A 14,564-nucleotide genomic window follows, 5' to 3' on the forward strand; every position below is an offset into this window, starting at 1 on the left:
GGCAGCTGAGGCACCGGTTTTGCGGCAGAGTCGAGCTATGACCCGTGTACAGCTGCGCCCCGTGCTCGTCGAGGCGATCGGAACTCTTCAGGCAGCCGGTGTGGCGAGCCCGCGAGCCGATGCCGAGCACCTCGCCGCACATGTGCTGGGAGTGGAGCGCGGCCGGTTGCTGCTCACGCCCTTGATCGATCCGGAACAACTCGGCGTCTACCGTGCCCTGGTCGCCCGCCGCGCCGAACGAGTACCGCTCCAGCATCTGACAGGGCAGTCGTCGATGGGTGAGATCGATCTCGAGGTCGGGCCGGGAGTTTTCGTCCCGCGCCCGGAGACCGAGCTGCTGTTCGCGTGGGCGCTCGCCCACCTGGAGGCGGTCCGGCACGATCACACACCGATCGTCGTGGACCTGTGCACAGGTTCGGGAGCGCTGGCGCTGGCGATCGCACACGCCCGGCCTGATGCCGAGGTACACGCGGTGGAGCTGGACCCGGACGCGCTGCGCTGGGCCCGCCGCAATGCCGAACTGCGCGGCGCGGCGGGGGATACGCCGATCACGCTGCACGAGGCCGATGTCACGGACCCCGGGCTGCTCACGGAGCTGAACGGCCGGGTGGACATTGTCGTCAGCAATCCGCCCTACATCCCGGAAGGTGCGGAGTTGTCTCCGGAGGTCGCCGGGCACGACCCGCACCGCGCGCTGTTCGGTGGGACAGACGGTCTGGATGTGATCCGGTCACTGGTACCGCTGATCGGGCGGCTTCTGCGGCCCGGTGGGGGAGCGGCGATCGAGCACGACGACAGCAACGGTGGTGAACTGGCTCGATTGCTGGCGGGCGATGGGCGGTTCGGCGATATCGAGGAGCATCCCGATCTGGCCGGGAAACCGCGGTTTGTGGCGGCCGTGTCGGCGGCGGGGCGGGAGTAGTTTTCGGGGCGGGCCTTCTTCGGTGGCAAGCGGGGCCAGTCCGCGGAGGTGACAAGCGGGGCTCACCGTCGCCGCCAGGCGCGTTTGATGCTCCTACCGCCTGCCGGTCCGCATCCGCCCCTCACCCCGTTTCCCGGCATGCGGTCGGTCGGCGTTGGTGGTTCGGGGCCCGTTTCGTTCTGGAGCGACAGAGCGGGGGAGCGAAGCGGAGGAGCGGCGGAGTGAAGAACGAGACCAAGGGGGCCCCGAACCCCGCGACGCCGGAGGCGGCGCCAAAAAAACAGCAACCTTGACGGACGGTCATCTTGCCTCGCGAACCCGTGTCGGTCCGCTTCCGACCTCCGCCCTGTTTCCCGGCATGCGGTCGGTGGGCGTTGGTGGTTCGGGGCCCGTCTCGTTCTGGAGCGACAGAGCGGGGGAGCGAAGCGGAGGAGCGGCGGAGTGAAGAACGAGACCAAGGGGCCCCGAACCCGCGGCGCCGGAGGCGACGCCAAAAGACACAGCCCATACGATTGGGGCCGTGAGTACCGTCTACGACTGCGCCGATCCTGATTCGCGTACCGCCGGCCTGGCCGCGGCCACCAGTGCTCTGAAATCGGGACGGCTTGTTGTTGTGCCCACCGATACGGTTTACGGGCTCGCCGCGGATGCGTTCGATTCCGCGGCCGTGGCCTCGTTGCTGGCGGCCAAGGGGCGGGGGCGTGATATGCCGGTGCCGGTGCTGGTGGGGTCGTGGAACACCATCGACGGGCTCGTGTTTTCTGTGCGGCCGCAGGCGCGCGATCTGATTCGGGCGTTCTGGCCCGGCGGGTTGAGCATCGTGGTGCAGCAGGCGCCGTCGCTGGCATGGGACCTCGGTGACGCGCGCGGCACCGTGATGCTGCGGATGCCGCTGCATCCGGTCGCGCTGGAGTTGCTGCAGGAGGTGGGGCCGCTGGCGGTGTCCAGTGCCAATGTGTCCGGCCGGCCGGCCGCGGGGAATGTGGCCGAGGCCCGCGAACAGCTCGGTTCTGTGGTCGGTACATACCTCGACGGCGGTCCCGCGCAGCATGCCACCGCCTCGACCATCGTCGATCTGACCGGTGATCAGCCGCGCATCCTGCGCGCGGGTGCGGTGGCCACCGAAGCGGTGGCCGAGGTTCTCGGTACCACCCCGGATACGCTGATCGGATCAGGCGCGCGGTGAGTGAACCGGTCTGTGCGGATGGACGGGCGGTACCTGCGGTGATGCGATATCTTCGGCTTCGCGCGGGCCTCCGCGGTCGATATGCCGTCTCGCCGACGGAACGTGTTCTGGTGCCGGGGAGGTCGGCACGATGAGCGGGTCCGGTGCGGTCGTCCCGCTGCGCGAGCTCCTGCTGGTCCTGTTGATCTCGACCGTGGTGACCTTCCTGGCCACCGGTGGGATCCGGACGCTGGCCATCGGGTTCGGCGCCGTGGCCATTCCGCGCGATCGCGATGTGCATGTGAAGCCGATTCCCCGTATGGGCGGGGTCGGGATGTATATCGGGGTCGTGGCGGCAGTGCTGTTCGCCCATCAGCTCCCCGCGCTGCGCCGCGGGTTCGACTATCGGCCGGATATCGCGGCGGTCCTGGTCGCGGCCACGATCATCGTGGCCGTCGGTATCGTGGACGACCGCTGGGGGCTGGACGCGCTCACCAAATTCGCTGGTCAGGTCACCGCGGCGGGTGTGATGGCGGTGATGGGCCTTGGCTGGTACCTGATCTACGACCCGTTCAGCAACACCACGGTCGTGCTGGACGGTTTGCAGGGCGGGCTGGTGACCGTCGCCGTGGCGGTGACCCTGATCAATGCCATGAACTTCGTGGACGGTCTGGACGGGTTGGCCGCGGGTCTGGGCCTGATCGCCTCGGTCGCCGTGTTCGCGTTCGCGATCGGCCTGCTCACCGAGCAGGGCGGATCCGTGGACAGTTATCCGCCCGCGCTGCTGGCCGCCGCCATGGCCGGTGCCTGCCTGGGATTCTTGCCGCACAACTTCTCACCGGCCCGGATCTTCATGGGGGATTCGGGGTCCATGCTGATCGGCTTGGTGCTGGCGGCCGTGTCCACGAGCGCCTCCGGCCGGATCCCGCTCCAGGGTTACGGCCCGCGCGATATCGTCGGCCTGCTGTCGCCGCTGCTGCTGGTGGGCGCGGTGATGTTCATCCCGGTACTGGACCTGTTGCTGGCGATCGTGCGCCGGGTGCGGGCGGGAGTGAGCTTCTCGACGCCGGACAAGATGCATCTGCATCATCGGTTGCTGCAGATCGGTCATTCGCAGCGCCGCGTCGTTCTGGTGATCTACCTGTGGGTCGGCATTCTCGCCTTCGGCGCGGTCGGCACGTCGGTGATGGACCGGCGCGTGGTGGTGCTGCTGATGGCCGCCGGCTTCCTGTTCGCGCTGGTGGTGACCGCCGTGCCGGGGTTGTGGCGCCGCCAGGCGAGGCGGGACGCGGCGGGGTCCGTTGCGGAGTCCGGGTAGAGTTCGGGCCGTGTCGAGCAGCCCTCTCACCCCCAGCACCTCCAATGATCCCGATGCTCCGCTGCGGGCTGCCCTGCGGTACGGATTGATCGGTCTGGCCGTGCTCACGGTCCTCGCGATCGTGGTGGCGACCCTGGCCGCCGGGGTTCCGGGATTGTGGGGTGCGCTGCTCGGTGCCGCGATCGGGGGCGGTTTCATCCTGACAACGGCGGCGGTGGTGCTGTTCGGCGCCAAGCTGCCGCCGTCCACCGCTCAGCTGGTCATATTGGCCAGTTGGGTCGGGAAACTGCTGGCCGCGCTGATTGTCGTTGCGATTCTCCAGCAATTCGAGTTCTATGACCGGATCGCGTTGTTCCTCACCGTTGTGGGTGCGTTGATCATCGTGCTGGGCGCGGAGACTTACGGCGTATTACGGCAGAAGGTGCCGTATGTAAACGTCCCTGAACACGTTTCCGACAGCGATTCCGATACCGCCTGACCGGCGTCAACGACAATCTGTCGTAGATAACATCGCCCCCGCTACACGTTGTCGTAGTTCTCTTGGTAAAGTCTTGGTAAGCAAGCGACTCGGTGAGGGGGCCTGACCAGGTCTCACAAGCTGCCGCTATGCTACTGCCGTGCCGGGCTCGTCGAGAGTTCGGTTCTGCATGTCGACGATGTCGCCGACACACGTACAGACGCCAGCGCGGATCCCCGCTACAGCTGCTGACGAACTTCGAGCCGACCTCAGTCGACCCACATTGATCGTCAATGTCCGATCGAACCGCGGGAGCGAAAACATCCCGCGGCCCGAACACGGGAGAGAACGCTGAGCGTCACTACTTTGGCCGCGGAGTTTCACGCGCCGTCGCTAACCGACTTCTTCCCTCCGGCGGTGCTGTTCGAGGGGACCCCCTTCGAACTCGATCGGCTTATGCTGGTCCGGCTTTTGATGACCGCCGTGCTGGTCGCCTTTCTTTTCCTGGCTTTCCGCTCGCCGCGAATCGTGCCGAAGAAGCTGCAGAACATCGGTGAGATGGGCATGGTCTTCGTCAAGGAGCAGATCTGCGACGAGATCCTCGGCAAGGAAGCCGGCCGCAAGTTCTTCCCGCTCATCGCGACGATCTTCTTCACGGTCCTGTTCCTGAACTTCTCGGGTGTGATCCCCGGTTTGAACATCTCGTCGAACGCACGTATCGGCATGCCGCTGGTACTGGCAGCGATCGCGTATATCGCGTTCAACTACGTGGGCATCAAGAAGTACGGCTTCTTCACCTATATGCGCAGCAGCGTTGTCGTTCCGAATGTTCCGCCGGCCATGCACGTCCTGCTCATTCCGATCGAGTTCGTCTCGACTTTCATCCTGCGCCCGTTCACGCTGACCGTCCGACTCATGGCCAATATGCTCGCCGGTCACATCATGCTGGTGTTGTTCTTCAGCGCGACCCAGTTCTTCCTCTTCGACGCGGACAACTGGATGAAGGTCTTCTCGCCCTTCTCGCTGCTGGGCGGGCTCGCCTTCACTCTCTTCGAACTGCTGGTCATTTTCCTGCAGGCCTATGTGTTCGCGTTGCTGACCGCCGTGTACATCAGCCTGGCCCAGCACGCCGACGATCACTGACCGACCGGAACAACCGATAAGAACCTGCTGCACCGCGCCGACCGGCGGGTGAGCAACAGAAAGGGAATGGAAGACTCATGAGCCTCTCGTACTTGGCCCAGGAAGCTGCCACCAACGAATCCACGCTGAAGGGCCTCGGCGCTGTCGGCTACGGCCTGGCCGCCATCGGCCCGGGTATCGGCGTCGGTATCGTCGTCGGTAAGGCGATCGAGGGTATTGCCCGGCAGCCCGAGCTCCAGGGCACCATCCGGACCAACATGTTCCTCGGCATCGCGTTCACCGAAGCCCTGGCGCTGATCGGTCTCGTCGCCGGCTTCATCTTCTGATTCCGATGAACGAGTTCATACTGCTCGCGGCGGAAGAGGGAGAGGATGTGAATCCTCTCATTCCCGCGACGTACGACATCGTCTGGTCGGCGGTCTGCGTGGCGATTATCGCCTTCGTGGTCTACAAGTACGCCGTTCCGCGCCTGATGAAGGTGCTGGACGAGCGCGCCGACAAGATCGAGGGTGGCATCGAACGGGCGGAATCGGCGCAGGCCGAAGCCCAGGAGACGCTGCAGCAGTACCAGAAGCAGCTGGCCGACGCCCGCCTGGAAGCCGCGAAGATCCGCGAAGACGCCCGTACCCAGGGCCAGCAGATCCTCGCCCAGATGAAGGCCGACGCCCAGGCCGAGAGCGACCGTATCGTCGCGGCCGGGCATACCCAGCTGGAAGCCCAGCGTCAGCAGATCCTGACCGAGCTGCGCGCCGATGTCGGCCGCACCGCGGTGGACCTGGCCGAGAAGGTCATCGGGCAATCGGTGTCGGACGAGGCCAAGCAGGCCGCGACGATCGAGCGATTCCTCGATGAGATCGACCGGTCGGATGCCGGTATCGGGGTCGGAAGGTAACGACGGAGGCGTGAGAACCATGTACGCAGCAAGCCGTGAGGCCAGCTCCCGGTCCAAGGAGGCTCTTCGGGCCGCGCTGACCGGAAGCAACGGTGTCGCGGCAACGACGGGGTCCGAACTGTTCGCCGTTGTCGACGTACTGGACGATCAGCGTCCGCTGCGTGTGGCGCTCGCGGACGTGTCGGTGCCCGGTTCGGCCCGCGCCGACCTGAGTGAGCGGGTCTTCGGGAGCCGGGTCAGTGCTGCCACGCAGGCGGTGCTGACCACCGCGGTGGCCCAGGATTGGTCCCGCTCCCGCGACCTGGTCGATACCCTGGTACTGCTCGCGCAGCTGGCGTTGCTCGAAGCAGCGTCCGAACAGGGCCGGTTGACCGCGGTCGAGGACGAACTGTTCCGGTTCGGCCGGATCATCAACGACAACCCGCAGCTCGAACAGGCACTTTCCGATCGCGGGGCCTCACCCGCGGCCAAGCGGGAGCTGATCGAGCGGCTGCTGTCCGGAAAAACCGAGCCCATCACCCAGGCCCTGGCCGAACAGGTGGTGACCAGGCAGCGTTCCGGAATCGGTCCGGCCTTCGACGAACTGTCCGATCTGGCCGCGGCCCGGCGGGAGCAGATCGTCGCCCATGTGCGGTCGGCGATCGCGCTGACCGATCCCCAGCGGGAGCGGCTGGCCGGCGCCCTGGCCCGCATCTACGGCAAGGCGGTCACCGTGCATATCGAGGTCGAACCCGAGTTGCTGAGCGGGCTCGTCGTACGCATCGGTGACGATGTGATCGACGGCAGTGCGATCGGCCGACTGGAACGGCTGCGCCGCTCGCTGACCTAGCGGTACGCCTCCGGAAACCCCGGCGCACCGGCCGCACCACACCCCCCGACATTCCAGACCAGAGACCGAGAGCAGGAAGAACATGGCGGAGCTGACGATCTCCTCCGACGAGATCCGTAGCGCGATCGAAAGCTACACCCAGAGCTACACCCCGGAAACCTCCATCGAGGAAGTAGGTGTCGTCACCGATACCAGTGACGGCATCGCTCATGTCAGCGGCCTGCCTTCGGCCATGGCCAATGAGCTGCTCGAATTCCCGGGCGGTGTGCTCGGTGTCGCGCTGAACCTCGAGGACCGTGAAATCGGTGCCGTCGTGCTCGGCGAATACGCCGATCTCGAAGAGGGCCAGCAGGTGCGCCGCACCGGCGATGTGCTCTCGGTGCCGGTCGGCGACAAATTCCTCGGCCGCGTGGTCAACCCGCTCGGCCAGCCGATCGACGGTCTGGGCGAGATCGAGGCCGACGACCGCCGTGTCCTGGAACTGCAGGCGGCCTCCGTGCTGGAGCGTCAGCCGGTCGAGGAGCCGCTGGCCACCGGTATCACCGCGATCGACGCGCTGACCGCCATCGGCCGCGGCCAGCGTCAGCTGATCATCGGCGACCGTAAGACCGGTAAGACCGCGGTCTGCATCGATGCCATCCTGAACCAGAAGGCGAACTGGGACTCGGGCGATCCCGATAAGCAGGTGCGCTGCATCTATGTCGCGATCGGCCAGAAGGGTTCCACCATCGCGGGCGTCAAATCCGCCCTCGAGGAGCACGGCGCCCTGGAGTACACCACCATCGTCGCGGCCCCCGCCTCGGACTCCGCCGGCTTCAAGTGGCTGGCCCCCTACACCGGTTCGGCCCTCGGCCAGCACTGGATGTACCAGGGCAAGCACGTTCTGATCGTGTTCGACGATCTGACCAAGCAGGCCGAGGCCTACCGCGCCATCTCGCTGCTGCTGCGCCGCCCGCCGGGTCGTGAGGCCTACCCGGGTGACGTCTTCTACTTGCACTCGCGGCTGCTGGAACGTTGCGCCAAGCTCTCCGACGAGATGGGCGGCGGTTCGATGACCGGTCTGCCGATCATCGAGACCAAGGCCAACGACATCTCGGCCTTCATCCCGACCAACGTCATCTCCATCACCGACGGTCAGGTCTTCCTGGAGTCCGACCTCTTCAACAAGGGTGTGCGGCCGGCGATCAACGTCGGTACCTCGGTATCTCGTGTCGGTGGTGCCGCGCAGACCAAGGGTATGAAGAAGGTCGCCGGTTCGCTGCGTCTGGAAATGGCCCAGTACCGCGAGCTGGAGGCGTTCTCCGCCTTCGCCTCCGATCTGGACGCCGCTTCGCTCGCACAGCTGGAGCGCGGCGCCCGCTGGGTCGAACTGCTCAAGCAGAACCAGTACTCGCCGGTCGCGGTCGAAGACCAGATCGTCTCGATCTACCTGGTCGACGGTGGCTACTACGACTCGGTGCCGGTCGGCGATGTCCGCCGGTTCACTACCGAACTGCTCGAGGATCTGCACAGCAACGCTGCCGACGCCTTCACCAGCATCGCCGGTGGCAAGGTGCTCCAGGGCGAGGCCGCCGATCAGATCAAGGCTGCCACCGACAAGTTCAAGCAGGGCTTCCTGGCCTCCGACGGCACCCGCGTGGTGAACGAGGCCGGAGCCGGCGAGCTGGCTCACGAAGAGGTCGAGTCGCTGTCGGTCACCCGCAAGCACGTCGAGAAGTAGGCCGGGCGAACGATGCGCTGTTTTCCTGTAATGCCGCGAACGAGGGGAGTGTGAACCGCTGATGGCCAACTTGCGTGAATTGCGCTCCCGCATTCGTGGTGTGAATTCGATCAAGAAGATCACCAAGGCCCAGGAACTGATCGCGACTTCGCGTATCACCAAGGCTCAGGCCCGGGTCGCGGCCGCCAAGCCGTACGCCGAGGAGATCACCAAGGCGGTTGCCGAGCTCGCGAATGCGTCGAAGAATCTGTCGCATCCGCTGCTCACCGAACGTCCGAATCCGCGGCGCGCTGCCGTGCTGGTGATCACCAGCGACAGTGGTCAGTGCGGTGGTTACAACTCGAGCGTGCTCAAGCGCGCCGAGGAACTGATGACCATTTTGCGCGGTGAGGGCAAGGAACCGGTGCTCTACGTCATGGGCAACAAGGGCCTGACGTACTACACCTTCCGCGACCGTCGGCCGGTGGCCTCCTGGACCGGGTTCTCCCAGCAGCCGAATTTCGCGGATGCCGGTGCCGCGTGCAAGCACCTGGTGAACAGTTTCATGGCCGGCTCGGACGGGCGGATCGAAGCACCGGACGGCACCGGGGATATCGCAGGGGTGGATGAGCTCCATATCGTCTACACCCGGTTCGTGAGTATGTTGACGCAGACGCCGGAGGTGCGCCGGATGGCGCCGATCCAGATCGACTTCGTCGACGAGAACTTCGACCTGGGCAAGGACATGCTGTCCGATTCGCCCACGGCCGATGTGCACGCGCAGTACGAATTCGAGCCCGACGCCGATGTGCTGCTGGCGGCGCTGCTGCCCAAGTACGTCAACACGCGGATCTACGCATCGTTGCTCGAGGCAGCGGCATCCGAGCATGCGGCTCGGCGCACCGCAATGAAGGCCGCCACCGATAACGCCAACGAGTTGGCGAGTTCCCTGTCCCGGCAGGCCAACTCGTTGCGGCAGGCCAACATCACGCAGGAAATCAGCGAAATCGTCGGCGGCGTGAACGCCCTGGCGGCCAGCTCGGAACGCGACTGAGACGCAGGAAGAGAAACCAGACACAATGACCGCAGCTGTTACTCGAGAAGAGTCGAGCCGGACCGGCGCCGCCACGGGCCGCGTGGTCCGCGTCATCGGCCCCGTCGTGGACGTCGAATTCCCGCGGGGCTCCATCCCAGAACTGTTCAACGCGCTGAGCGCCGATATCGCCCTGAAGTCGGTTGCCAAAACGCTGACCCTCGAGGTCGCCCAGCACCTCGGTGACAACATCGTGCGCACCATCTCGATGCAGCCCACCGACGGCCTGGTCCGCGGTGCCGAGGTGCGCGACTCCGGTAAGCCGATCTCGGTACCGGTCGGCGATGTCGTCAAGGGCCACGTGTTCAACGCACTCGGCGACTGCCTCGACACCCCCGGCCTCGGCCGGGACGGCGAGCAGTGGGGTATCCACCGCAAGCCGCCGAGCTTCGACCAGCTCGAGGGCAAGACCGAGCTGCTGGAAACCGGCATCAAGGTCATCGACCTGCTGACCCCGTACGTGAAGGGCGGCAAGATCGGCCTGTTCGGTGGCGCCGGTGTCGGCAAGACCGTGCTGATCCAGGAGATGATCACCCGTATCGCCCGGGAGTTCTCCGGTACGTCCGTGTTCGCCGGTGTCGGTGAACGCACCCGTGAGGGCACCGACCTCCACCTGGAGATGGAAGAGATGGGCGTCCTCCAGGACACCGCCCTCGTCTTCGGCCAGATGGACGAGCCGCCGGGCACTCGTATGCGTGTCGCCCTGTCGGCGCTGACCATGGCGGAGTACTTCCGCGATGTGAAGCACCAGGACGTGCTGCTGTTCGTCGACAACATCTTCCGGTTCACCCAGGCCGGTTCCGAGGTTTCGACCCTGCTGGGTCGTATGCCCTCGGCCGTCGGTTACCAGCCGACCCTGGCCGACGAGATGGGTGAACTGCAGGAGCGGATCACCTCGACCCGCGGCCGGTCCATCACCTCGCTGCAGGCCATCTACGTGCCCGCCGACGACTACACCGACCCGGCGCCGGCGACCACCTTCGCCCACCTGGACGCGACCACCGAGCTCTCCCGCCCGATTTCGCAGAAGGGTATCTACCCGGCCGTCGACCCGCTGACCTCGACCTCCCGCATCCTGGAGGCCTCGATCGTCGGCGATCGGCACTTCGCGGTGGCGAACGAGGTCAAGCGGATCCTGCAGAAGTACAAGGAACTGCAGGACATCATCGCCATTCTCGGTATGGACGAGCTCTCCGAGGAGGACAAGGTCCTCGTCGGTCGCGCCCGTCGCCTGGAGAAGTTCCTGGGCCAGAACTTCATCGTGGCGCAGAAGTTCACCGGCGCCGAGGGCTCGGTGGTCCCGCTGGAGCAGACCATCGACGACTTCGACCGGGTCTGCAAGGGTGAGTTCGACCACCTGCCGGAGCAGGCGTTCAACAGCTGTGGTGGTCTCGACGATGTCGAGGCGGCCGCGAAGAAGATCGCCGGGAAGTAGTCACCGATGGCGGATATGTCAGTTGATCTCGTCGCGGTCGAGCGGCGGCTGTGGTCGGGGCGGGCGAGTTTCGTCAGCGCCCAGACCAGCGAGGGCCAGATCGGCATCATGCCCGGTCACGAGCCCTTGCTCGGCCAGTTGGCCGAGGGCGGCACGGTGACCATCGTCGATACCGAGGGCCGGCGGGTTGTCGCCGCGGTGCACGGTGGTTTCTTCTCGGTGACCGCGGATACCGTGCGGATCCTGGCCGAGACCGCCGAGTTCTCCTCGGAGGTCGACGTCGACGCGGCGCGCAAGGTGCTGTCCGACGGTGCGGCTACGCCGGAGGACCAACTCGCCGCACGGGGCCGGGTTCTGGCTGTCGAGCGGGCCGCGTCCTCCTGATCCCCATACGGGAATCCAACAGAATATTTCGGCTCCGGCCGGTGACAGCTGTTCGTCACCGGCCGGAGTCGGTCTTTCCGGGCCCGCGCCTGTCGCGTGGGCGCCGTCACCGCATCCCCTCCGGTTCGATGACCTCGTATTTCCGAGACATCCGCGTGCCATTTGTAAACTGGTTCATGGTTGAATGGCGTCGGGTGCATCGGCCGGTTCGAATCGGCCGATCGCCTCGGATGAACGAAGGGATGTGCGGCATTGCAGACCGGAATGGTGCTTGCGATCATTCTGGTTGTTGTGCTGGTCGCATTGGCTCTCGTTTCCACATATCGCCTGGTCATGCTGCGACGTGGCGGTACCGCGGCAATCCTGCGCGTCCTCCCGGCACGAGGTGGCGAGCGTTGGCGGCACGGAGTCATCCGCTACGACGAAGACCATCTCGTCTTCTACAAGCTCACCAGCCTCAAGCTCGGCGCCGATTCGGTGATCCGGCGCCGCGGAATCGAGATCGGTGACCGTCGCAGCCCCCAGGGTGACGAGTTCGACATCATGAGCGAGGGGATCTCGGTGATCGGCGTCTCCGATCGCGACGGCGCATACGAGCTGGCGCTCGATCGTGCCGCACTCACCGCTTTTCTGTCCTGGGTCGAATCACGGCCTTCCGAGCGTGCCCGCAGGCTCCGCGGTCACTGAAACCCGGCGCCGGGTGTCCGGCGGCGCAAAAGTGCAGACCCGGTAACCCCGTCGTCGAGCCGTCGAGCGTTTATGGTGGGTCGTGTGAGCGTGCATCTGACGCGGATCTACACCCGTACCGGCGACGACGGGACCACCGGTCTCAGCGACTTCTCCCGGGTCGGCAAAACCGACCCGAGGCTGGTCGCCTACGCGGACTGCGACGAGGCGAACGCCGCGCTCGGTGTGGCGATCGCACTCGGTGATCCGGGCGAGGCACTGCGCACGGTTCTGCGCAATATCCAGAACGACCTGTTCGATGCCGGCGCCGACCTGTCCACGCCACTGGTGGAAGACCCGGAGTACCCGCCGTTGCGTATCACCGAGCCGTATATCGAACGCCTGGAAAACTGGTGTGACGAATTCAATTCCGAACTGGCACCGCTACATTCGTTCATCCTGCCCGGCGGTACACCGCTGGCGGCGCTGCTGCACACCGCGCGTACGGTCGTCCGGCGTGCCGAACGTTCGGCGTGGGCCGCGGTACAGGCCCACCCCGACGATACGAGTGTCCTGCCGGCGAAGTACCTCAACCGGCTCTCGGATCTGCTGTTCATCCTCAGCCGGTACACCAACCCTGAGGGCGATGTGCTCTGGCGGCCCGGCGGGGGGCGCGAGAACGGCGCACCGTCCGAGCCCGGAGACGACGGTCGTGACGAAGCCGGCTCTGGTCGAGGCCGGCCGCCGGGAGACTGAGGCGGGTCCGGTTTCGCCCACTGTGGCCGTTGGGTCACCGTCCGGCGTTTCGGCCCGGCGTATTCGCACGACCGGCGCATTGGCGGGCACGTCTGCGCTCTATCCTTGCACTCACTGGTGCGCCGAATACTCGGAGAGGCGGCATGGAACGGTTTTTGGTATCTGGCGGCAACCGGCTGGTCGGTGAGGTCTCGGTCGGCGGCGCCAAGAACAGCGTCCTGAAACTCATGGCCGCGGCCTTACTCACCGAAGGCACCACCACCATCACGAACTGCCCGGACATTCTGGACGTTCCCTTGATGGCGGATGTGCTGCGCGGACTCGGTTGCGATGTCACCATCACCGGCGATGTCGTCACCATCGACACCCCGGCCGAGCCCAAGTACCACGCGGACTTCCCGGCGGTGACACAGTTCCGCGCGTCGGTCTGTGTGCTGGGCCCGCTCATGGCGCGCTGTAAACGTGCGGTGGTCGCGTTGCCCGGCGGGGACGCGATCGGTTCCCGCCCGCTCGATATGCATCAGGCGGGCCTGCGCTTGCTGGGTGCGACGAGCGAGATCGAGCACGGATGTGTGGTGGCCCGCGCCGACGAGCTGCAGGGCGCCCGTATCCGGCTCGACTTCCCTTCGGTCGGAGCAACCGAGAACATCCTTATGGCAGCTGTCCTCGCACAAGGGGAGACCGTGATCGACAATGCCGCGCGCGAGCCGGACATCGTCGACCTGTGCACCATGCTCACCCAGATGGGGGCGCGGATCCGGGGGGCCGGCACATCGGTCCTGACCATCCAGGGAGTGAAGCGGCTCTCGCCGATCACCCACCGGGTGATCGGCGACCGGATCGTCGCGGCAACCTGGGGTATCGCCGCCGCTATGACGATGGGCGATGTGCGGGTGAGCGGGGTCAACCCGCAACACCTGGCCCTCGTCCTGGACAAACTACGTTCCGCCGGCGCGCGTATCTCCTTCGAACAGGACGGTTTCCGGGTCACGCAGCCCGACCGCCCCCGGGCGGTGAACTTCTCGACCCTGCCGTTTCCCGGGTTCCCCACGGATCTGCAGCCGATGGCCATCGGGTTGGCATCGATCGCCGACGGCACATCGATGATCACGGAGAACGTCTTCGAGGCGAGGTTCCGTTTCGTCGAGGAGATGATCCGGCTGGGCGCCGATGCGCGCACCGACGGGCACCACGCCGTTGTTCGTGGCATTCCGCGGTTGTCCAGTGCACCGGTCTGGTCGTCCGATATCCGCGCCGGCGCGGGTTTGGTGCTGGCCGGGCTCGTCGCGGACGGAGTTACCGAAGTGCACGACGTATTCCACATCGACCGCGGATATCCCGACTTCGTCGAAAAGCTGCAGGCGCTCGGCGCCGATGTGAAGCGCGTGGGAACGGAAGCATGAGGATTCTCGGCGGATCCGGTGCGTGCGGACAATAGTAAATGTCGCCGAGAACCCACCGTGACCAGGCGATTTGACATCGAATTGGTTGCCGCGTAACTTTATCCAAGTCAGAGCGACACGGACACCGACCAGGGGCCCGGAGCGAGGCGGAAACGCCGAGCCGGAGGGACCAGGGACAACGAGGTTGTACGAGGAGCGCCTGGCGATCACACTGGTTCGACCGGAACCCCGATTTGCAATCGGGAAATCGGTTGAGCTAAGCTTTGGAAGTTGCCTCACGGATCAACCAGCGAAATGCTGCGAGATTGTGTGTGCGTGTGTTCTTTGAGAACTCAATAGTGTGTTGATGAATGTCAGTGCCAAATATTTTATTTGGTTTCGGTTCTTCATACCCCCGTGTGG

At 65.6% G+C, this 14,564-nt stretch carries 15 protein-coding genes; all 15 read left to right on the top strand.

All coding sequences use genetic code 11. The features are described 5' to 3' along the window. Nucleotides 1–37 precede the first annotated feature (37 nt). A complete protein-coding gene (prmC, locus tag ABZ827_RS26935) occupies nucleotides 38–922 on the top strand; it encodes a peptide chain release factor N(5)-glutamine methyltransferase (RefSeq protein WP_357242255.1) in 885 nt (294 codons plus the stop codon). Between the two features lie 520 nt (nucleotides 923–1,442). Beyond that, on the top strand, nucleotides 1,443–2,108 hold the full coding sequence (locus tag ABZ827_RS26940) for an L-threonylcarbamoyladenylate synthase (RefSeq protein ID WP_357242258.1): 666 nt from the start codon (nucleotides 1,443–1,445) through the stop codon (nucleotides 2,106–2,108). A gap of 130 nt (nucleotides 2,109–2,238) precedes the next feature. Further along, complete coding sequence (locus ABZ827_RS26945) at nucleotides 2,239–3,405, top strand: MraY family glycosyltransferase (RefSeq protein WP_357242261.1); 1,167 nt, start codon at nucleotides 2,239–2,241, stop codon at nucleotides 3,403–3,405. A gap of 10 nt (nucleotides 3,406–3,415) precedes the next feature. Continuing rightward, entirely contained in the window at nucleotides 3,416–3,883 is a 468-nt protein-coding gene (locus ABZ827_RS26950; protein WP_357242264.1) for a hypothetical protein, read from the top strand. 396 nt (nucleotides 3,884–4,279) lie between these two features. After that, nucleotides 4,280–5,005, top strand: coding sequence for a F0F1 ATP synthase subunit A (gene atpB, locus ABZ827_RS26955; protein WP_357242267.1), 726 nt, complete (start codon nucleotides 4,280–4,282; stop codon nucleotides 5,003–5,005). A gap of 77 nt (nucleotides 5,006–5,082) precedes the next feature. Further along, the gene (locus ABZ827_RS26960; RefSeq protein WP_033247481.1) at nucleotides 5,083–5,331 is read left to right on the top strand and encodes an ATP synthase F0 subunit C; all 249 of its coding nucleotides are present in this window, start codon (nucleotides 5,083–5,085) and stop codon (nucleotides 5,329–5,331) included. Between the two features lie 5 nt (nucleotides 5,332–5,336). Continuing rightward, the gene (locus ABZ827_RS26965) at nucleotides 5,337–5,897 is read left to right on the top strand and encodes a F0F1 ATP synthase subunit B (protein ID WP_357242270.1); all 561 of its coding nucleotides are present in this window, start codon (nucleotides 5,337–5,339) and stop codon (nucleotides 5,895–5,897) included. A 19-nt stretch (nucleotides 5,898–5,916) separates the two neighbouring features. Then, nucleotides 5,917–6,726, top strand: coding sequence for a F0F1 ATP synthase subunit delta (locus ABZ827_RS26970; protein WP_357242273.1), 810 nt, complete (start codon nucleotides 5,917–5,919; stop codon nucleotides 6,724–6,726). An 82-nt stretch (nucleotides 6,727–6,808) separates the two neighbouring features. Next, nucleotides 6,809–8,446, top strand: coding sequence for a F0F1 ATP synthase subunit alpha (atpA, locus tag ABZ827_RS26975; protein ID WP_357242276.1), 1,638 nt, complete (start codon nucleotides 6,809–6,811; stop codon nucleotides 8,444–8,446). Between the two features lie 61 nt (nucleotides 8,447–8,507). After that, nucleotides 8,508–9,479, top strand: a complete 972-nt coding sequence (locus ABZ827_RS26980) for a F0F1 ATP synthase subunit gamma (RefSeq protein ID WP_357242279.1) — start codon at nucleotides 8,508–8,510, stop codon at nucleotides 9,477–9,479. Nucleotides 9,480–9,504: 25 nt separating this feature from the next. Further along, complete coding sequence (gene atpD / locus ABZ827_RS26985) at nucleotides 9,505–10,953, top strand: F0F1 ATP synthase subunit beta (protein WP_357242282.1); 1,449 nt, start codon at nucleotides 9,505–9,507, stop codon at nucleotides 10,951–10,953. A 6-nt stretch (nucleotides 10,954–10,959) separates the two neighbouring features. Beyond that, a complete protein-coding gene (locus ABZ827_RS26990; protein WP_357242285.1) occupies nucleotides 10,960–11,337 on the top strand; it encodes a F0F1 ATP synthase subunit epsilon in 378 nt (125 codons plus the stop codon). A gap of 264 nt (nucleotides 11,338–11,601) precedes the next feature. Continuing rightward, nucleotides 11,602–12,024 carry a DUF2550 domain-containing protein gene (locus tag ABZ827_RS26995; protein WP_357242288.1) on the top strand — a complete coding sequence of 141 codons (423 nt, stop codon included), beginning with the start codon at nucleotides 11,602–11,604 and terminating at the stop codon, nucleotides 12,022–12,024. Between the two features lie 84 nt (nucleotides 12,025–12,108). Then, nucleotides 12,109–12,759 carry a cob(I)yrinic acid a,c-diamide adenosyltransferase gene (locus tag ABZ827_RS27000; RefSeq protein WP_357242290.1) on the top strand — a complete coding sequence of 217 codons (651 nt, stop codon included), beginning with the start codon at nucleotides 12,109–12,111 and terminating at the stop codon, nucleotides 12,757–12,759. A gap of 143 nt (nucleotides 12,760–12,902) precedes the next feature. Further along, the gene (gene murA / locus ABZ827_RS27005; RefSeq protein WP_357242293.1) at nucleotides 12,903–14,162 is read left to right on the top strand and encodes a UDP-N-acetylglucosamine 1-carboxyvinyltransferase; all 1,260 of its coding nucleotides are present in this window, start codon (nucleotides 12,903–12,905) and stop codon (nucleotides 14,160–14,162) included. The last annotated feature ends 402 nt before the right edge of the window (nucleotides 14,163–14,564 follow it).

It is taken from the genome of Nocardia sp. NPDC019395 (assembly GCF_040632335.1).
Classification (GTDB): domain Bacteria; phylum Actinomycetota; class Actinomycetes; order Mycobacteriales; family Mycobacteriaceae; genus Nocardia.

Bases quoted from the DNA above. Each gene is read 5' to 3' on its own strand.
- ABZ827_RS26965 (WP_357242270.1), top strand. From the start codon at position 5,337: ATGAACGAGTTCATACTGCTCGCGGCGGAAGAGGGAGAGGATGTGAAT.
- ABZ827_RS26970 (WP_357242273.1), top strand. From the start codon at position 5,917: ATGTACGCAGCAAGCCGTGAGGCCAGCTCCCGGTCCAAGGAGGCTCTT.
- ABZ827_RS26995 (WP_357242288.1), top strand. From the start codon at position 11,602: ATGGTGCTTGCGATCATTCTGGTTGTTGTGCTGGTCGCATTGGCTCTC.
- prmC (WP_357242255.1), top strand. From the start codon at position 38: ATGACCCGTGTACAGCTGCGCCCCGTGCTCGTCGAGGCGATCGGAACT.
- ABZ827_RS26990 (WP_357242285.1), top strand. From the start codon at position 10,960: ATGGCGGATATGTCAGTTGATCTCGTCGCGGTCGAGCGGCGGCTGTGG.
- atpD (WP_357242282.1), top strand. From the start codon at position 9,505: ATGACCGCAGCTGTTACTCGAGAAGAGTCGAGCCGGACCGGCGCCGCC.
- ABZ827_RS26960 (WP_033247481.1), top strand. From the start codon at position 5,083: ATGAGCCTCTCGTACTTGGCCCAGGAAGCTGCCACCAACGAATCCACG.
- ABZ827_RS26945 (WP_357242261.1), top strand. From the start codon at position 2,239: ATGAGCGGGTCCGGTGCGGTCGTCCCGCTGCGCGAGCTCCTGCTGGTC.
- atpA (WP_357242276.1), top strand. From the start codon at position 6,809: ATGGCGGAGCTGACGATCTCCTCCGACGAGATCCGTAGCGCGATCGAA.
- ABZ827_RS26980 (WP_357242279.1), top strand. From the start codon at position 8,508: ATGGCCAACTTGCGTGAATTGCGCTCCCGCATTCGTGGTGTGAATTCG.
- murA (WP_357242293.1), top strand. From the start codon at position 12,903: ATGGAACGGTTTTTGGTATCTGGCGGCAACCGGCTGGTCGGTGAGGTC.